Annotated in this window: 12 protein-coding genes and 1 riboswitch; of the genes, 9 read left to right on the plus strand and 3 right to left on the minus strand. The window is 68.1% G+C overall.

Annotated elements, in window-relative coordinates:
- Window positions 1-8 precede the first annotated feature (8 nt).
- Window positions 9-1133: a sensor histidine kinase gene (locus QTI05_RS20485; protein ID WP_286620606.1), complete on the minus strand. Its 1125-nt coding sequence runs from the start codon at window positions 1131-1133 to the stop codon at window positions 9-11.
- A gap of 186 nt (window positions 1134-1319) precedes the next feature.
- Here QTI05_RS20485 and QTI05_RS20490 point away from each other — a divergent pair, with 186 nt between their 5' ends.
- Together QTI05_RS20490 and QTI05_RS20495 are read left to right on the plus strand one after the other, a co-directional pair.
- Window positions 1320-1628: an ATP-binding protein gene (locus tag QTI05_RS20490; protein WP_444812944.1), complete on the plus strand. Its 309-nt coding sequence runs from the start codon at window positions 1320-1322 to the stop codon at window positions 1626-1628.
- Window positions 1617-1721: riboswitch (TPP riboswitch) on the plus strand. Its footprint overlaps the gene before it by 12 nt.
- A 72-nt stretch (window positions 1722-1793) precedes the next feature.
- Window positions 1794-3128 carry a purine-cytosine permease family protein gene (locus tag QTI05_RS20495; RefSeq protein ID WP_286620608.1) on the plus strand — a complete coding sequence of 445 codons (1335 nt, stop codon included), beginning with the start codon at window positions 1794-1796 and terminating at the stop codon, window positions 3126-3128.
- Here the strand turns inward: QTI05_RS20495 and thiD are convergent.
- A complete protein-coding gene (gene thiD / locus QTI05_RS20500; RefSeq protein WP_286620610.1) occupies window positions 3073-3918 on the minus strand; it encodes a bifunctional hydroxymethylpyrimidine kinase/phosphomethylpyrimidine kinase in 846 nt (281 codons plus the stop codon). The genes QTI05_RS20495 and thiD overlap by 56 nt on opposite strands.
- A 32-nt stretch (window positions 3919-3950) precedes the next feature.
- Between thiD and QTI05_RS20505 the strand changes: the two genes are divergently transcribed.
- The 7 genes from QTI05_RS20505 to QTI05_RS20535 all read left to right on the plus strand — a co-directional run bounded on the left by QTI05_RS20505 (window position 3951) and on the right by QTI05_RS20535 (window position 13197).
- Window positions 3951-5000 carry an FAD-dependent oxidoreductase gene (locus tag QTI05_RS20505; protein ID WP_444812948.1) on the plus strand — a complete coding sequence of 350 codons (1050 nt, stop codon included), beginning with the start codon at window positions 3951-3953 and terminating at the stop codon, window positions 4998-5000.
- Complete coding sequence (gene thiS, locus QTI05_RS20510; RefSeq protein ID WP_286620614.1) at window positions 4997-5194, plus strand: sulfur carrier protein ThiS; 198 nt, start codon at window positions 4997-4999, stop codon at window positions 5192-5194. Before QTI05_RS20505 ends, thiS begins: the two co-directional genes overlap by 4 nt.
- Window positions 5195-5211: 17 nt before the next feature.
- Window positions 5212-6015, plus strand: coding sequence for a thiazole synthase (locus QTI05_RS20515; RefSeq protein ID WP_286620615.1), 804 nt, complete (start codon window positions 5212-5214; stop codon window positions 6013-6015).
- Window positions 6012-6899 carry a thiamine phosphate synthase gene (gene thiE / locus QTI05_RS20520; protein ID WP_286620617.1) on the plus strand — a complete coding sequence of 296 codons (888 nt, stop codon included), beginning with the start codon at window positions 6012-6014 and terminating at the stop codon, window positions 6897-6899. Before QTI05_RS20515 ends, thiE begins: the two co-directional genes overlap by 4 nt.
- Window positions 6900-6927: 28 nt before the next feature.
- On the plus strand, window positions 6928-9075 hold the full coding sequence (locus tag QTI05_RS20525; RefSeq protein ID WP_286620619.1) for a TonB-dependent siderophore receptor: 2148 nt from the start codon (window positions 6928-6930) through the stop codon (window positions 9073-9075).
- 34 nt (window positions 9076-9109) lie between these two features.
- Window positions 9110-11104 carry an acyltransferase family protein gene (locus tag QTI05_RS20530; protein ID WP_286620621.1) on the plus strand — a complete coding sequence of 665 codons (1995 nt, stop codon included), beginning with the start codon at window positions 9110-9112 and terminating at the stop codon, window positions 11102-11104.
- 89 nt (window positions 11105-11193) lie between these two features.
- Window positions 11194-13197, plus strand: coding sequence for an acyltransferase family protein (locus QTI05_RS20535; RefSeq protein ID WP_286620623.1), 2004 nt, complete (start codon window positions 11194-11196; stop codon window positions 13195-13197).
- A 4-nt stretch (window positions 13198-13201) separates the two neighbouring features.
- Here QTI05_RS20535 and QTI05_RS20540 read toward each other — a convergent pair whose 3' ends face one another.
- The gene (locus tag QTI05_RS20540; RefSeq protein WP_286620625.1) at window positions 13202-16423 is read right to left on the minus strand and encodes a bifunctional cytochrome P450/NADPH--P450 reductase; all 3222 of its coding nucleotides are present in this window, start codon (window positions 16421-16423) and stop codon (window positions 13202-13204) included.
- Between the last annotated feature and the right edge of the window lie 110 nt (window positions 16424-16533).

Genomic DNA, 16533 nt, shown 5'->3' on the forward strand with positions numbered 1-16533 from the left:
GACAACCGTCAAGGGAGCGCGTGGCGCGGCAGGCGAATCGTGAAAACGCAACCCGTGCCCGGCACATCCCGAACAGCCAGGGTGCCGAAGTCGGCCTCGATGCTCTGGCGGGCGATGGAAAGACCCAGGCCGAGACCGGACTTGTCATGGCTGCGCTGGTTGAAGGGCGAGAACATCCTGGCGGCGCTGCCGGGCGGCAGCCCTCCGCAATGGTCCTCGACGTCGATCAGTACGTGCTCGTCAAGCAGATAGGCCTTCAAGACGACCTCGGTGTCGGGATGCGTGAACTTGAACGCGTTCTGCAGCAGGTTTGCCAACGCGGCCAGCAGCATTTCGCGATTTCCACGGATGGCCAGGAGCGCATCGACAGGCGGCACCTCGAAGACGCAACCTGCTGCGCTCGCAACGAGCTGGGCCGCGGTTTCAGCCTCGTGAATGAACGAATTGACGGAAAATGTCTGTCGCTGTTCCGGCAAGCCGCTGCGCACCTCGGCCACTGCCCGACTGATCAAGTTGCCCATCGCGGACAGGCTGCGCTTCAGCACAGCCCCGGTGGCGCCGCCCACTGTCATGCCGCCGAGCTCGAGGGCATGGATCGCAAGCGTTGCCGTACCCAGGGAATTGCGCAGCTCGTGGACCAGGAATCCGAAACGCTCGTTCGCGTCGTGGCTCTGCTGACGGGCGATTTGTGTATCCCGCTGGAAGCTGAACTCGGTGACAGCGTCCGCAATGGCGTTGTCCAGGCACCGATTCAGCGTCCGGAACTCCGCCACAGCAAAGGGTGCGTCGCGTTCGAAGGCCAGGTCCGTGATCGCCTGGCACAGGTCGCCGTAGTCGTGAACGACCTGATCCACCGTGTAGCCCAGCTTCAGCAGTTCCTTGCCATGGGCAGTGGCACTCACCCCCATTTCCGACAAGGCCGGCAGATCCCCGCCGGCTGGCCCCGAAATTCTGATGCCCTCCGCCGGTTTGTCGGCTTCTTCCGCCGCGAGGGTTCTTATCAGCTGGCCGAGGAACAGCGGTATGCCGTTCGCCAGCTGTTGTTCAGTTGCAGCGCGCCGGGGTCTCTGTGCGACCTTCGACTTGCATCGCAAAATCAACTCCTCCCGGTTGTTGGTGAGAAAGTTGTGCATAGTCCGGGGCCCGACGGCTTTCGCCTGTTCATCCAATGAATGCCGCCCGCTTTTGCTTCGAAGGCGTACTGCACCATGGTCTGCGGTTCGGGGACGAACAGTCTGTGCGATGACGCACATATATGCGGGGTTTGTGGACGGTCGCGACATGTCCTTCCCTTCAGTCGCATACGCTACGCTCGGCCCATGACCAGCAAGCCCACCGAAGACGCCGCCGGACTGCTGCACCAGCCAGCACGCCCGGAGCGACCCGGTTGGCTGCCCCGCGTCGACGTGGCGCGCTGCACGGGCTGCGGCTGGTGCGTCGCCGCTTGCGACCTCCACCTGCTCAGCCTCGAATCGGTGCAATGGAAGAAGTCTGCTGCGCTGCACGACGCGGACCGGTGCACGGGCTGCAGCGATTGCGCCGTGACCTGCCCTTTCCATGCGATCACGATGCGAAGGGATGGAACGTCCGGGGCCAGCCTCATCGAGCCTAAAATAGCCATTCGCTAGGGGTGCCGCCCGTCCGCCAGGACAGTCGGCTGAGAGAGTCCCTTTGAACCTGATTGAGGTAATCCTCGCGCAGGGAAGCTGGTTCGGTGGCTTTCACGTTTCTCGCGTGCACACCTGTCGCCATCGGGCCGCAACCTGCCAATCACTTTGCACTGGAGCAAATGGATGGCACAGCCTTCTGACTTTTCATCGTCGCCCAACGAGGCGCTGACGGCCCTGCCCGACGCGGCACGCGCGTTCCGCTGGCACGACCACGCGTCGTTGTGGTTCAGCCTCGGCGTCGGCCTGCTCGTGATGCAGATCGGCGCCTATCTGGTGCCTGCCGTGGGCACGCGCGACGCGGTCATCGCGATCGTGCTCGGCTCCTGCATCGGCGCCGGCCTGCTGGCCTGGACGGCCCGGCTCGGCTGCGAGAGCGGCCTTGCGAGCGCGGGCCTGATGCATGCCACCTACGGCAGTGCGTTCGCCCGGCTGCCGGTGCTGCTCAACATCGTGCAGCTGATCGGCTGGACGACCTTCGAGCTGGTGATCATGCGCGAGGGCACGCAGGCCATCGGCCAGCAGGCCTTCGGCGTCGAGTTGGGTGGCCCGCTCGGTACCGCGCTCACCACCCTGCTCTGGGGCGCCGTGCTGCTCGCGTTGCTGGCCGGCTCGATGGTCAAGCTGGTGCGGCGCTTCGTGAGCCGCTTCGGGCTGCCGCTGGTGGTGCTGTCGCTGCTGTGGCTCACCTGGCAGTTCGGCACGCAGTTGCATGCGAAGGGCTTCGAGGCGTTCTGGTCGCGCCCGGGCGACGGCAGCATGGGCATGTTCAGCGCACTCGATCTGGTGATCGCGATGCCGGTGTCGTGGCTGCCGCTGGTGGCGGACTACGCCCGGCACGGCCGGCGCAATGCCGGCGGTGGCCTCGGCAGCGCGTTCAGCGGCACCTGGGTCGGCTATGCACTGGCCAACATCTGGTGCTACGCGCTGGGCGTGATGGTGGTGAGCGCCGCGGCGCCGGGCGCAAGCCTGGTCACGGCACTGCTGCTCGCGCAAGGCGGTCTGCTGGCGCTGGGCCTGATCCTCATCGACGAACTCGACAACGCCTACGGCGATGTCTACTCGGGCTCGGTCTCCACGCACAGCCTGCTGCCGCGCTGGAGCGTGAAGCGCTGGGGCCTGCTGCTGGCGGTGCTGTGCATCGCGTTCGCACTGGTGCTGCCGATGCATGCGCTGGAGCCGTTCCTGCTGCTGCTGAGCTCGGTGTTCGTGCCGCTCTACGGCGTGATCCTGGGGCGCCTCGGAACCGGTGCGGCGCCGGCGGGCACGGCCGCGCGCCGGGTCGACCTGGGCGCTGCGCTGATCTGGATCGCCGGCATCGCGCTCTACCACGCCTGCGCCAAGTGGGCGCCGCAGTTCGGCTCGGCGCTGCCGACGCTGGCTGCAACGTTCGTGGTGGCCTGGTTCAGCCGGCCGTCGCCGGCAGCCGGTGCGTCGGCACTGGCGCAAAACCGTGGTTGAGCGGGCCATGGCCTGCACCGACCTGCACGCCGGCACCCGCCGTCATCGCGCCGAGCACATAGGCGCGCGCCAGCGGCACCGCATCGGCCAGTGTGTGGCCGAGCGCCAGGCAGGCGGCAATGGCCGACGACAGCGTGCAGCCGGTGCCGTGCAGGTTGCGGCTCGCGATGCGGGCCGAGGCAAAGCGCTGCGGCGCAAGGCCGGCCTCGGCCAGCACATCGACCACTTCCTCGCCCTTCAGGTGCCCGCCCTTGAGCAGCACCGCGCGCGCGCCGAGCGCGAGCAGGTCGCTGGCCGCGCGGTCGAGCCCGTCGACACCGTCGATCGAGCGGCCGATCAGCAGCGCCGCCTCGTCGAGGTTCGGCGTGATCACCAGCGCGCGGGGAAACAGTTCGCCCACCAGGCGCTGCACCGTGTCGCTCTGGATCAGCCGGTCGCCGCTGGTGGCGACCATCACCGGGTCGAGCACCACGTTGGGCAACTTGTAGCGGTCAATCGCCCAGGCCACCACCTCAACCACCTCGGGCGCGTGCAGCATGCCGAGCTTGACCGAGTCGACACCGATGTCTTCCACCACGGCCTGGATCTGCGCCTTGAGGAATTCCGGCGGCACCGCGTGGATGCCGTTCACGCCCAGCGTGTTCTGCGCAGTCAGCGCCGTGATGGCCGTCATGCCGTAGCAGCCGAGCGCCGCGAAGGTCTTGAGGTCGGCCTGGATGCCGGCGCCGCCGCCGCTGTCGGAGCCGGCGATGGAAAGCACGCGCGCGTAGCGCAGGGAAGCGTTGGTCATCCGCAAAATTATCGACCACGCGCATGACGACGATGCACGCGCCCCTGCCCTTCGACGATGCAACGGTGCTCGGTGCCGGCCTCATGGGCCGGCTGATGGCACTCGCGCTGGCGCAGCGTGGCTGCCGGGTGGCGCTGTACGACGCCGCCGGGCCGGAGGCCGATGGCGCGGCCGCGCGCGTGGCGGCGGCGATGCTGGCTCCGCTGGCCGAATCGGCCGTGGCGCCAGCATCGGTGGTGCGCATGGGCCAGTACGGCCTCACGCGCTGGCCCGAGTTGCTGGCCACGCTGGCTGCACCGGTGTTCTTCCAGCGCGAGGGCACGCTGGTGCTCTGGCACCGGCAGGACGCACCCGAGGCCGCGCGCTTTGCCGGCGTGCTGGCGCGCAGCGCGCAGCAAGTGCCGGAACTGCCTGCGATGCAAAGGATCGACGCGGCCGGCATCGCGGCGCTGGAGCCCGCGCTCAGCGGGCGTTTCGCCCAGGGCCTGTGGCTGCCCGGTGAAGGGCAGCTCGACAACCGCGCGCTGCTCGCCGCGCTGCTGGCGACGCTGCAGGCGCTGCCGAACGTGCAGTTGCACTGGCACAGCCCGCGCGCACCCGCAGACTTTGCGCCAGGCGCGTCAGAGCGCGTGATCGACTGCCGCGGGCTCGGCGCCAGGCCGCAGTGGGCGGCGTTGCGCGGCGTGCGCGGCGAGGTGATCCGGGTGCATGCACCCGAGGTGACGCTCCAGCGGCCGACCCGGCTGGTGCATCCGCGCTATCCGCTCTACATCGCGCCCAAGCCCGACGGCGTGTTCGTGATCGGCGCGACCGAGATCGAGTCGGACGACATGTCGCCCGCGAGCGTGCGCTCGACGCTGGAGCTGCTGAGCGCGGCCTATTCGGTGCACAGCGGATTCGCCGAGGCGCGCATCCTCGAGATCGCCACGCAATGCCGGCCCACGCTGCCCGACAACCTGCCGGCGATCCGCTGGCTGCAGCCGCGCGTGCTGCAGGTCAACGGCCTGTACCGGCACGGCTTCCTGATCGCGCCGGCACTGCTGGACGACGCGATGGCCCGACTGGCGCACGAACGACCATGAACATCCTCATCAACGACACCCCGTACGAGCTGCCCGGGGGCGCAACGCTGGCCGATGCCATCGCCGCCCTCGCACCCGTGCCGCCCTACGCGGCCGCGGTCAACCGCAGCTTCGTGCCGCGCTCCGCCTATGCGGCCCATGCGCTGCAACCCGGCGACCTCGTCGAAGTGATCCGCCCCGTCACCGGCGGCTGAACCAGAAAGAGACAGACATGACCAACAACGACGATCCGCTGGTGCTCTATGGCCAGAGCTTCACGAGCCGGCTGCTGCTCGGCACCGCGCGCTACCCCTCGCCCGATCTGCTCGAAGCCGCAGTCGTGCGTGCCCGCCCCGCCATGCTCACCGCCTCGCTGCGGCGCCAGACCGCGACCGGCGGCACCGGCGCCGGCGACAACGGCTTCTGGGAACTGCTGCGCCGCCTCGACGTGCCGGTGCTGCCCAACACCGCCGGCTGCCACAGCGTGCAGGAGGTGATCGCCACCGCGCAGATGGCGCGCGAGCTGTTCGACACGCCCTGGATCAAGCTCGAACTGATCGGCGACGACTACACGCTGCAGCCCGACACGCTGAACCTGGTCGACGCCGCCGCACAACTGATCCGCGACGGCTTCCAGGTGCTGCCGTATTGCACCGAAGACCTGGTGCTCTGCCAGCGGCTGGTCGACGTCGGTTGCCAGGCGGTGATGCCCTGGGCCGCCCCGATCGGCACCGGGCGTGGCCCGGTCAACCCCTACGCGCTGCAGTTGCTGCGCGAACGGCTCGACGTGCCGATGCTGGTCGACGCCGGCCTGGGCCGTCCCTCGCACGCCTGCCAGGTGATGGAGTGGGGCTACGACGGCGTGCTGCTCAACACCGCCGTGGCGCTCGCGCAAGACCCGGTGGCCATGGCCGGTGCCTTTGCCGATGCCGTGCAGGCCGGCCGCGCAGCGCACCGCGCAGGCGCGATGGCCGCGCAGGAATCGGCCCAACCGAGCACGCCCGTGCTCGGCACACCTTTCTGGCACCAGTCATGACCTCAGTTTCCGAACAAGCCATCTTCGATGCACACACCGCGCGCTTCGGCGTTGCATCCGTAGATGCGCCGACCGACACGGCCTACACGCGCGACGATGCGGTCTACCGCGCCGCCAAGGCCGCCTGCCTGCGCCTCGGCTTCATCGGAATCGATGCCGAATGCCTTGCCCAGGCCTGGGCAGCGCGCAGCCAGCGGCTCGGCTTCGACGCCACCGCCTGGCCCGATGATCCGGCCGACTTCGGCCTGCGCCCGTGGCCGCGCGAGGGTGCGTTTGCGCCCTGCCCCCAGGCGCTCGGCCTCTATGCCGTGCTGCCCGACGCCACCTGGGTCGGCCGCATGGCGCGCGCGGGCGTGCAGACATTGCAGCTGCGTTTCAAGTCCGACGACGCAGCGGCGGTCACGCGCGAGGTGCGCGCCGCCGCCCGGGCGGTGGCCGGTACACCCGCGCTGCTGTTCATCAACGACCACTGGCAAGCCGCGATCGATGCCGGTGCCTATGGCGTGCACCTCGGCCAGGAAGACATCGACGCGGCCGACCTCGGCGCGATCCGCAGCGCGGGCCTGCGCCTCGGCCTCAGTACGCACGGCTACGCCGAAATGCTGCGCGCCGATGCACTGAGCCCGAGCTACATCGCGATGGGCGCAGTGTTTCCGACCACGCTCAAGCGCATGGCGACGGCGCCGCAGGGAACCGCGCGGCTTCAGGCCTATGCGCGCCTGCTGCGCGACTACCCGCTGGTCGCCATCGGCGGCATCGACCTGGAGAAGCTGCCCGAGGTGCTGCGTAGCGGCGTCGGCTCGGTGGCCGTGGTGCGCGCGCTGGTGGCAGCCGCCTCTCCCGAAGCCGAGGTCGCGCGCTTCCAGCAGGCCATGGCGCGCTGAAAAAAAGCGCAACCTCAGAAAGAACCCAGTGACGCTTCACAACACCATCCCACGCTTCCGGCCGAACCTGGCCGTTGCCGCACTCCTTGTGCTCGCCGGCGCCGCCGCGCAGGCGCAGGACACCACCCTGCCGGCCATCAACGTTGACGCACGCAGTGCGCCACCGCAGGCCGACGTCAGCGGCTTTGGCGACATGCCGCTGCGCACGGTGCCGCTGTCGGCCACCGTGATCACCAGCGAACAGATCCAGGCCAGCGGCGCGCGGCGGCTGGCCGACCTGGTGCAGTTCGATGCCTCGGTCACCGACGCCTACAACTCGGCCGGCTACTGGGACTACCTGACGGTGCGCGGCTTCGTGCTGGACAACCGCTTCAACTACCGGCGCGAGGGACTGCCGATCAGCGCCGAGACCTCGATCCCGCTCGACAACAAGGAGCGCGTCGAGATCCTGCGCGGCACCAGCGGCATCCAGGCCGGCACCAGTGCACCCGGCGGCCTCGTCAACTACGTCGTCAAGCGCCCGACCGAGCAGGACTTGCGCCAGATCCGCCTGGAGACCACGAGCCGCGGCAGCACGCTGGGCGCGATCGATCTGGGCGGGCGCTTCGGCGCCGAGCGCCAGTTCGGCTACCGCCTGAACGCGGTGCAGGAAAACCTCAAGCCGCTGACCCACAACCTCGACGGCAACCGCAACCTGCTGTCGCTTGCGGCCGACTGGCGCATCACGCGCGACTCGCTGCTCGAGGCCGAGTTCGAGACCAGCCACAAGACCCAGCCGAGCCAGAACGGCTACAGCCTGCTCGGCAACGTGCTGCCGGCACCGGTGAACCCGCGCATCAACCTCAACAACCAGCCCTGGTCGCAGCCCTCGGTGTTCAACGCGTTCACCGGCACCGTGCGCTTCACCCAGGCACTCAATGCCGACTGGCGCTGGAGCGCGCAACTCGGCCAGCAACGCCTGAAGACCGACGACCGCCTGGCCTACGCTTTCGGCTGCGGCGCCGAAGGCAACTACGACCGCTACTGCTCCGACGGCACCTTCGATTTCTACGACTTCCGCAGCGAGAACGAGCGCCGCCGCCTCACCGCCGGCAACCTCGGCGTGAAGGGCCGGCTCGACACCGGCAGCGTGCGGCACGACCTCGGCTTCGGCCTCACCGAAAGCCGCGTGCGCAACCGCTTCCAGGATCAGGCCTACAACTATGTCGGCACCGGCAACGTATGGGGCACGGCCGTGGTGCCGGCCGACCCGACGCTCACCGACTTCAACACCAACCGCGATGAACGCAGCACCGAACTGTCGGTGCAGGACGCGATCCGCTGGAACGACAGGTTCACCACCTGGCTCGGCGTGCGGCACACGCGGCTGGATCGCGACAGCGTCCGCACCGACGGCTCGCGCCCGACCGGCTACAAGGACGGCATCACCACGCCATGGGTGGCCGCGAGCTACGCAATCGAGCCAGACCTGATGGCCTACGCGAGCTGGGGCAAGGGGGTCGAGTCGCAGATCGTGCCGAACAAGAGCGACCAGTACAGCAACGCCGGCGTCGCGCTGCCCGCGCTGGCGTCGCGCCAGTGGGAGATCGGCCTCAAGGGTGGCCGCGAAGCGTTGAGCTGGCAGGTGGCGTACTTCGACATCCGTCGCCCCATGACCAATCTCGATGCCTGCAACCGACTCGGTATCGAGCCGTGCGAAGGCGCCTACGACGGCAGCGCGCGCCATCGCGGCCTGGAGGCCAGCGCCCAGTGGCGCCAGGGGCCCTGGCGCCTGGCCGGCGGCGTGACATTCGTCGACGCCAAGCGTGAAGGCAGCCAGCTCGAGCCCGCCACCAACGGCCAGCACCCGACCAACGTGCCCAAGCAGGTGCTGCGCGCGCAGGCGGCTTACCGCATCGCAGCGGTGCCGGGCCTCGAGGTGCAGGGCCAGCTCTCGCACGAAGGCCGGCGCAATGTGCTGGCCGACGGCTCGATCACCCTGCCGTCGTGGACGCGCCTCGATGCCGCGCTGCGCTACGAGACGCAGTGGAACGGCACCCGGCTCGCCTGGACGGTCGCCGTCGAGAACCTGACCGACCGGCGCTACTGGAAGGAATCGCCCTACCAGTTCGGCCATGTCTACCTGTTCCCGGGCGCGCCGCGCACCTTGCGGGTGGGGCTGACCGCGTCGCTCTGAGCGTTCCGTGTTTGCAGGGAGAATCGGGGCCCGCATGACGACGCCCGCCGCCGCCCACCCTCACCTCGCCCACCCCAAGTACCGCAGCGACATCGATGGATTGCGCGCGGTGGCCGTGCTCTCGGTGCTGGGCTTCCACGGCTTTCCGAACTGGGTGCCCGGCGGCTTCATCGGCGTCGACATCTTCTTCGTCATCTCGGGCTACCTGATCAGCACGATCATCTTCGCCAGCCTGCACGGCGAAGGCTTCAGCTACCGCGAGTTCTATGCTCGCCGCATCCGGCGCATCTTCCCGGCCCTGCTGCTGGTGATCGCGGCCACGCTGGCGTTCGGCTGGTATGCCCTGCTGCCGCACGAATGGCAGCAGCTTGGCAAGCATGTGGCGGCCGGCGCGGGCTTCGTCTCGAACTTCGCGTTCTGGAACGAGGCCGGCTACTTCGACAGCGCGGCCGAAACCAAGCCGCTGCTGCACCTGTGGTCGCTGGCCATCGAGGAGCAGTTCTACATCGTGTGGCCGTTGCTGCTCGGGTTTGCATGGCGGCGGCGCTGGCGTATCGCGCTGGTGATCGGCGTGGTCGCACTGCTGTCGCTGGCCGTCAACCTGGCGACCGTGCACAACCATCCGAGCGCCGCCTTCTACTCGCCGGCCTCGCGCGCCTGGGAGTTGCTGCTCGGCGCCGGGCTGGCCTGGCTGCGGCTGCGCCAGGCGCACGCATTCAGCCGCCACCGCGATCTGCAGGCCGGTGCCGGGCTCGGACTGATCCTGCTCGGCTTGCTGCTGGTGCGCAGCCACCACGCGTTCCCCGGCGGCTGGGCGCTGTTGCCGACGGTGGGCGCCGTGCTGTGCATCGCGGCCGGGCCGCAGGCCTGGCTGAACCGGCACGTGCTCGGCTCGCGCCCGATGGTGTGGTTCGGCCTGATCAGCTACCCGCTCTACCTGTGGCACTGGCCGCTGCTGACCTACGCGCGCATCCTCGAGGACGGCACACCGAACCGGCGCATCCGCGCGCTGGCGCTGCTGATCGCGACGCTGCTGGCCTGGCTCACCTACCGCTTCGTCGAGCGCCATGCGCGCCACAGCGAGCGGCGCAGCGTGGTGCCGCTGCTGGCCGGCGCCATGGTGGTGCTAGCGCTGCTGGGCGTGCTGGCGGCCACGGCCCGTCTGCCGGCACGCCACAGCGACCCGTACATCAGCCAGGTGGCCGCCGCGGTGCGCGACTGGGGCTATCCCGACGGGCTCACCTCCGAGACGGTGCGCGGCGAGAGAACCTGGCGCATCGGCACCGGCGGTGGCCAGGTGCTGCTGTTCGGCGACAGCCACATCGAGCAGTACGGCCCGCGCGCGGTCGAACTCGGGCGCACGGTGCCGAAACAGCTCAACACGCTGCACTTCGCAACCTGGGGCGGCTGTCCGCCGATACCCGGCGTTTTCGAGGATCGCAACGTGCGCTGCGACGCGCGCCGCAACGCGATGATCCAGTACGCACTCGGCAGCGAGATCGATGCGGTGGTGGTCGGCGGCTGCTGGAACTGCTACTTCATCGCGCAGGCGCAGCCCAACGCGGCGCTGCGCGAGGACGAGGGCTACTACTACCAGGACGGACAGGTGAAGCACAGGTTTCGCGGCGGCGATGGCGTCGAGCGATCCCTGGCATCGCTCGAAGCGCTGCTTCGGCTGTTGTCGGTCCAGAAGAAGGTCTACCTGCTGCTCGACAACCCGGTCGGCCCCGACTTCGGGCCCGAAAAGCTGCTGAGCGGCAGCCGCATGGGCCAGATGAGTGTGGGTCGCATGTCGCCGACGGCACCGCTCCCGGCGGCGCAGGTGGCGCTGAACGAGCGGCTGCGGGCGCTGGCGACACGCGCGGGGGCCTCGGTGATCGATCCGCTGCCCAACCTGTGCCGCGCCGACCAGTGCATCCGCACGCTGCCCGACGGCACCCCGATCTACAAGGATTCGGATCATCTGCGCGCCGGGTACATGCGCAGGTTCGGCAACTGGCTGGACGTGGCGCTCATCCGGCCGCAGTAGCGTCGCCGGATACCCGCAGATTTGCGGGGACAATCGAAGGCATCAAGCACAAGTCGCAGGAAGCGACGACCAGAACGATGACGACTCCGATGGCGCCCGCCGCCGATCAACAACACCTGATCCACCCCAAGTACCGCCCGGACATCGACGGCCTCCGCGCCGTTGCCGTGCTGTCGGTACTCGGCTTCCACGCCTTTCCGCAATGGGTCAAGGGTGGCTTCATCGGCGTCGACATCTTCTTTGTCATCTCCGGCTTCCTGATCAGCACCATCATCTTCGCCAGCCTGGAGGGCAAAGGCTTCAGCTACGGCGAGTTCTATGCGCGCCGCATCAAGCGCATTTTTCCGGCCCTCTGGCTGGTGATGGGCGCGACCTTCGCGTTCGGCTGGTACACGCTGCTGCCGAACGAATGGAAGCAACTCGGCAAGCACATGGCCGCGGGCGCGGGCTTCGTCTCCAACTTCGCGTTCTGGGGCGAGGCCGGCTACTTCGACAACGCGGCCGAAACCAAGCCGCTGCTACACCTCTGGTCGCTGGCCATCGAGGAGCAGTTCTACATTTTCTGGCCGCTGCTGCTGGGCCTTGCGTGGAGGCGCAAGTGGCGGGTGCTGGCCGTGGTCGGCGGCGTGGTGGCGGCGTCGTTCCTGCTCAACGTCGGCACCATTCACAGCCACCGCACCGCAGCGTTCTACTCGCCGCTGTCGCGCTTCTGGGAGCTGATGGCGGGCGGGATGCTGGCGTACATGCGGCTGCACAAGCCGCACATGCTGGTGAAGCACCGCAACGTCCAGGCCATCGCCGGCTTCGTGCTGCTCGCGCTGGGGCTGGTGCTGCTGCGTTCCAGCAAGGCCTTTCCCGGCTGGTGGGCGCTGCTGCCGGTGCTCGGCACCTTCTATTGCATCTCGGCCGGGCCGCAGGCCTGGCTCAACCGGCATGTGCTGGGCTCGAAGCCGCTGGTGTGGGTCGGGCTGATCAGCTACCCGCTGTATCTCTGGCACTGGCCGCTGCTCGCGTTTGCGCGCATCTTCGAGGGCAAGACCCCGTCGGACGCGGTGCGGGCCGCGGCCATGGTTGCGGCCATCGTGCTGGCCTGGTTGACCTGGCGCTTCGTGGAACGCTACACGCGCCAGACCACGCGCCGGCCGGTGATGGTCGGGCTGGCGGCGTCGCTGGTGGCCTTCGTGCTGCTGGGCCTGCTCGCTTTCACCGGGCATCTGAAGGGCCGCCACAGCGACCCGTATTTCGACAAGACGGCCGCCGCCGCGCGCGACTGGAGCTATCCCGAAGGACTGGACTACCGCAATGTCTACGGCGAGCTGGTGTATCGGCTCGGGGAAGAAGGCCGGCGCAAAGTGCTGATGTTCGGCGACAGCCACATCGAGCAATACAGCCCGCGCGCGCTTGAACTCAGCAAGACAGCGCCCGACCGGCTGCAGGACATCTATTTCGCCACGTGGGGTTCCTGCCCGCCCATACCGAATGTGATCGACGGGCAGAACAGCGTGTGCGCAAAGCGGCGCGACGAGATCATGAAGTTTGCGCTGAGCAACGAAGTCGATACCGTGGTGTTCGGCGCCTGCTGGAACTGCATTTTCATCACTGCGCCGGTTTCACCCGGCGTTCCGAACGAAGGGGCTGACCGCTTCTACTACGTCGACGGCAAGACCGAGCACCGGTTCTTCGGAGGCGACGGCGTCGACTATGCGCTGCGGATGCTCGAATTCACGATGAAGAATCTGGCAACGCACAAGAAGGTCTACCTCGTTCTGGACAATCCGGTGGGTGACAATTTCGGCCCCGAATACCTCATCAAGGGAAGCCGTCTGGGCAACCTGCGCGTGGACCGGATGTCACCCACCGCGGCGTGGCCACCTGAACAGAAGGCGCTGCATCAGCGCATGCGCGAACTGGCCGAACGGGCCGGCGCGACCGTCATCGATCCGGTGCCGGCCTTGTGCGACAAGAACGACCAGTGCACTCGCGCCATGCCCGACGGCACGCCGATCTACAAGGATTCCGGCCACTTGCGCTCCGACTGGACGCGCCGGTCGGCGAGCTACCTCGACGCGGCGCTGACCGAACCGAAGAAGTAGAAGCTCAGCTGCCCGTCCAGACGTCGGTCACGTAGCGCTGTTCGCTCGTCATGCGCTCGATCCATTCGTCGGACTGGCCGTCGCGGCCGATGGTGCGAGCGATCTCGGTGAGGGTGCGCCGCACATCGGGCTCCATGCGCGAGCCGTCGCCGCACACGTAGATCACGGCGCCGCCTTCGATCAGCTTCCAGACCTTCGCGCCCTGCTCGCGCACGAGATCCTGCACATAGGTCTTGCGGTCGCCGTCGCGCGAGAAGGCCACATGCAGGTCGACCACGCCACCGTCGGCCCAGCCCTTGAGCTGGTCGGCATAGATGAAGTCCTGCGCTGGATGGCGGCAGCCGAAAAACAGCATCGCATCTCCAAGCTCTGTGCCGCGCTGGCGCAAAGCGGCGCGCTCCTGCAGGAAGCCGCGGAATGGCGCCAGGCCGGTGCCCGGGCCGATCATGATCACGGGACGCTTGGCATCCGATGGCAGGCGGAAATTGACCGTGGGCTCCTTGACCAGCGCATGCACCGTTTCCCCGGGCCTGAGCCGCAGCACGTGGTTGGAGCAGACACCTTCATAGTGTCCCTGCCCCGAGCGCGCGGCGCCCTGCACCACACCCACGGTGAGGCTGCAGCGCTGCGGGTCGACTTCGGGCGAGGACGAGATCGAGTAGTAGCGCGGCGCCAGTGGCGCCAGCATCTCGAGCACCACCTCGAACGGCGGCTGCGCGGCCGGAAACTCGTCGAGCAGATCGAACACCGACTTGCGTTTCTGCAGCACCTCGGCCTTGTAGAGCGCCGAGGCGGCCTCGTCGGTGCCGGTCAGCGCGAGCAGCTTGGGCTTGGTGAACGGGCATTGCGTGTGCTCGGCCAGCGTGGCGATGTGCTTGCGGCTCGCCACGTCCTGCAACTCGACGAACTCGCCCAGCAGGCGGATCACCGAGATCGGCTGGTCGAGCGGCAGGAAGGTCTTGCGGCCGGCCGTGGTGCGCAGGCTGATGTAGGCATCCTTGGCGAAGCCGAAGCGCTGCATCACGCGCTCGACCAGCGCGGCGCTGTTGCGCGGCGCCACGCTCAGATGGTCGCCGGCGCGGTAGCTCACGCCCTCGGGCAGCAGGAACTCGACATGGCGCGTCGAGCGCGTGTCGGACAGGCCTTCGACCTCGTTCTGCAGTTCCTCGTTGGCCGCCACCTCCAGCTTGGTGAAGCCCTGCGCCACGGCGGGCGAAGGCACGCCGGCCGGCGGCACCAAGTCGAATGCCAGCAGCGGCTCGGTGCGCGGGCCATCGGCGTCGAGCTTGAGCTTCAACGCGCCTGCGAGCGCCGGCCACAGGGCCGTTGACCAGCCCTGGAAGGCGCCGTCCATGTCTTCGCGCGCATCGCCCTCGCCGCGGGGATGCACGCGCTGGCCGCCAAGCGCGTCGAGCCGTTCGTCGATGCTGCGTGGCACCACCTGGTAGGTCGAGGCCCAGTCGCGGTTGCCGCAGCCGAACACGCTGAACTTGACGCCGGCCATCGAGGCGTCGGTGGACTTGACCCAACTCCAGAAGCCGGCCGCGTTGTCAGGCGCCACGCCGTTGTACGACGCACTGACCACCACCACCGCCCCATTGGCCGGCAGGTTGGCCGTGAAGTCGTCTAGCGACGCCAGCTCGACCGCAAAGCCGCGGGTTTCGCCCTCTTCCGCAATCTGGCGCGCCAGGTCTTCGGCGGTGCCGAGATTGGAGCCGTGCAGCACCAGCAGCGGCGTGCCGTGCTTCGACGCCGAGGCCACCGCCGCAGCGGGTTGCGCAGCCGCGGTGGCTGCCGCCGCGCCGGCCTGGCCGGCGGCCGGTGCGCGATGCCTGACGTCGCGCGGCTTGACCCTGATCTTGAAGCCCTCGGGCTTGATCGTCAGCGCCTCCTTGACCTTGAGCTGGTAGTTGGCGTGGTCGACCAGGTCGAAGCGCTGCAGCACCATGGCCAGCGTGAGCACCGCCTCCTGCATCGCGAACTGCCGGCCGATGCAGGCGCGCTGGCCGTTGCCGAAGGGCTTGAAGGCATTCGGCGGCAGGGCGCGCTCGGCCTCGCGGCTGAAATGCTCGGGGTTGAATTCGTTGGCGTCCTCGCCCCAGACACGCTTGTCACGGTGCAGCGCTAGCGCGTGCATGATGATCATGTTCTTCTTCTTGATCGTGTACTGGCCGCCGATCACCGTATCTTCCAGTGCGCGCTTGGCAATGGCCGGCGCGGTCGGGTACAGGCGCAGCGCCTCCTTGAGCACCTGCTGGATGTACTGCAGGCGGTTGACCTGCGCATAGGTCGGCCGCGCCGACAAATCGGTGCCGAGCACGCTGTCGACCTCGGCGCGCGCCTCGGCCAGCACATGCGGGTTCTTGATCAGAAAGTAGGTGGCAAAGGACAGCAGGCCGCTGGTGGTTTCATGCCCCGCGATCAGGAACTCGATGCACTCGTCGCGGATCATCTTGTCGTCGAGCTTTTCCCCGCTCTTCTTGTCGACGCCCGCGATCATGTAGCTCAGCAGGTCGGGCTTGGCCGCGATGTCGGCACCGCTCTGGCGCCGTTCGCGGATGATGTCTTCCACCATCCGGTGCATGAAGCGGATGTCCTTGCGCTGCTGCGACAGCTGCTTCTTCATCATGAGCTCTTCCAGCGGCAGGCCGCGGCGATCCTGCACGGTCTCGAGCGTGCGCACCATCGCATCGACGAAGGGATGAAAGCCCTCGCGGTAGAACGAGTTGAAGCGGTAGCCAAAGCCGCACAGGCCGATGGTGTCGAGCGTGAGCGCCGTCATGTCGCGCGTCACGTCCACCTCGTCGTCGAAGTTGAGGCGCTCCCATTTGGTGACCAGCTGCTCGGCGATGTCCAGCATCATCGGGTGATAGGCCTGCATCGCGCGCTGGCTGAAGTTGGCCAGCAGGATGTTGTGCGGCTTGGACCAGGTGGGCTCGTCGGTGTCCGACGTGAACAGGCCGTGCGACGCCGCCCGCAGCCGGCGCAGCGCGCCGCGCGTGCTCTTGTCGAAGCGCTTTTCGTCGCAGAGTTCGTCCACCAGTTCGGGCGACGACACCACGATCACCGGCATGCCCGGCATGTCGAGCCAGTAGATGCCACCCAGCTCCTGCGCGATCTTCCACATGTCGAGCACGGGAGAGTCGGAGCCGATCGACAGCAGGTTGCCGACGAAGGGCTTCTTGGGGGGGTGGGGAATGGGATGGAGCGGGTTGTGGCTGGACATGGGGTCGAATGGTGCGAAGAATTGATACCTTGGGCTAGCGGGTAAGCCCGCACAGGGAAGCCGCCCGCGCAGGCCGTACGATTCGGGCCTGGATCACCTGCCCCGGTTTC

It is taken from the genome of Variovorax fucosicus, assembly GCF_030316825.1.
GTDB lineage: Bacteria > Pseudomonadota > Gammaproteobacteria > Burkholderiales > Burkholderiaceae_C > Variovorax > Variovorax fucosicus.

What these genes read in the sequence shown, in the direction of transcription:
- QTI05_RS20485 (WP_286620606.1), bottom strand. Translation starts at nt 1,133, where the DNA reads ATGCACAACTTTCTCACCAACAACCGGGAGGAGTTGATTTTGCGATGC.
- QTI05_RS20490 (WP_444812944.1), top strand. Translation starts at nt 1,320, where the DNA reads ATGACCAGCAAGCCCACCGAAGACGCCGCCGGACTGCTGCACCAGCCA.
- QTI05_RS20495 (WP_286620608.1), top strand. Translation starts at nt 1,794, where the DNA reads ATGGCACAGCCTTCTGACTTTTCATCGTCGCCCAACGAGGCGCTGACG.
- thiD (WP_286620610.1), bottom strand. Translation starts at nt 3,918, where the DNA reads ATGACCAACGCTTCCCTGCGCTACGCGCGCGTGCTTTCCATCGCCGGC.
- QTI05_RS20505 (WP_444812948.1), top strand. Translation starts at nt 3,951, where the DNA reads ATGCACGCGCCCCTGCCCTTCGACGATGCAACGGTGCTCGGTGCCGGC.
- thiS (WP_286620614.1), top strand. Translation starts at nt 4,997, where the DNA reads ATGAACATCCTCATCAACGACACCCCGTACGAGCTGCCCGGGGGCGCA.
- QTI05_RS20515 (WP_286620615.1), top strand. Translation starts at nt 5,212, where the DNA reads ATGACCAACAACGACGATCCGCTGGTGCTCTATGGCCAGAGCTTCACG.
- thiE (WP_286620617.1), top strand. Translation starts at nt 6,012, where the DNA reads ATGACCTCAGTTTCCGAACAAGCCATCTTCGATGCACACACCGCGCGC.
- QTI05_RS20530 (WP_286620621.1), top strand. Translation starts at nt 9,110, where the DNA reads ATGACGACGCCCGCCGCCGCCCACCCTCACCTCGCCCACCCCAAGTAC.
- QTI05_RS20535 (WP_286620623.1), top strand. Translation starts at nt 11,194, where the DNA reads ATGGCGCCCGCCGCCGATCAACAACACCTGATCCACCCCAAGTACCGC.
- QTI05_RS20540 (WP_286620625.1), bottom strand. Translation starts at nt 16,423, where the DNA reads ATGTCCAGCCACAACCCGCTCCATCCCATTCCCCACCCCCCCAAGAAG.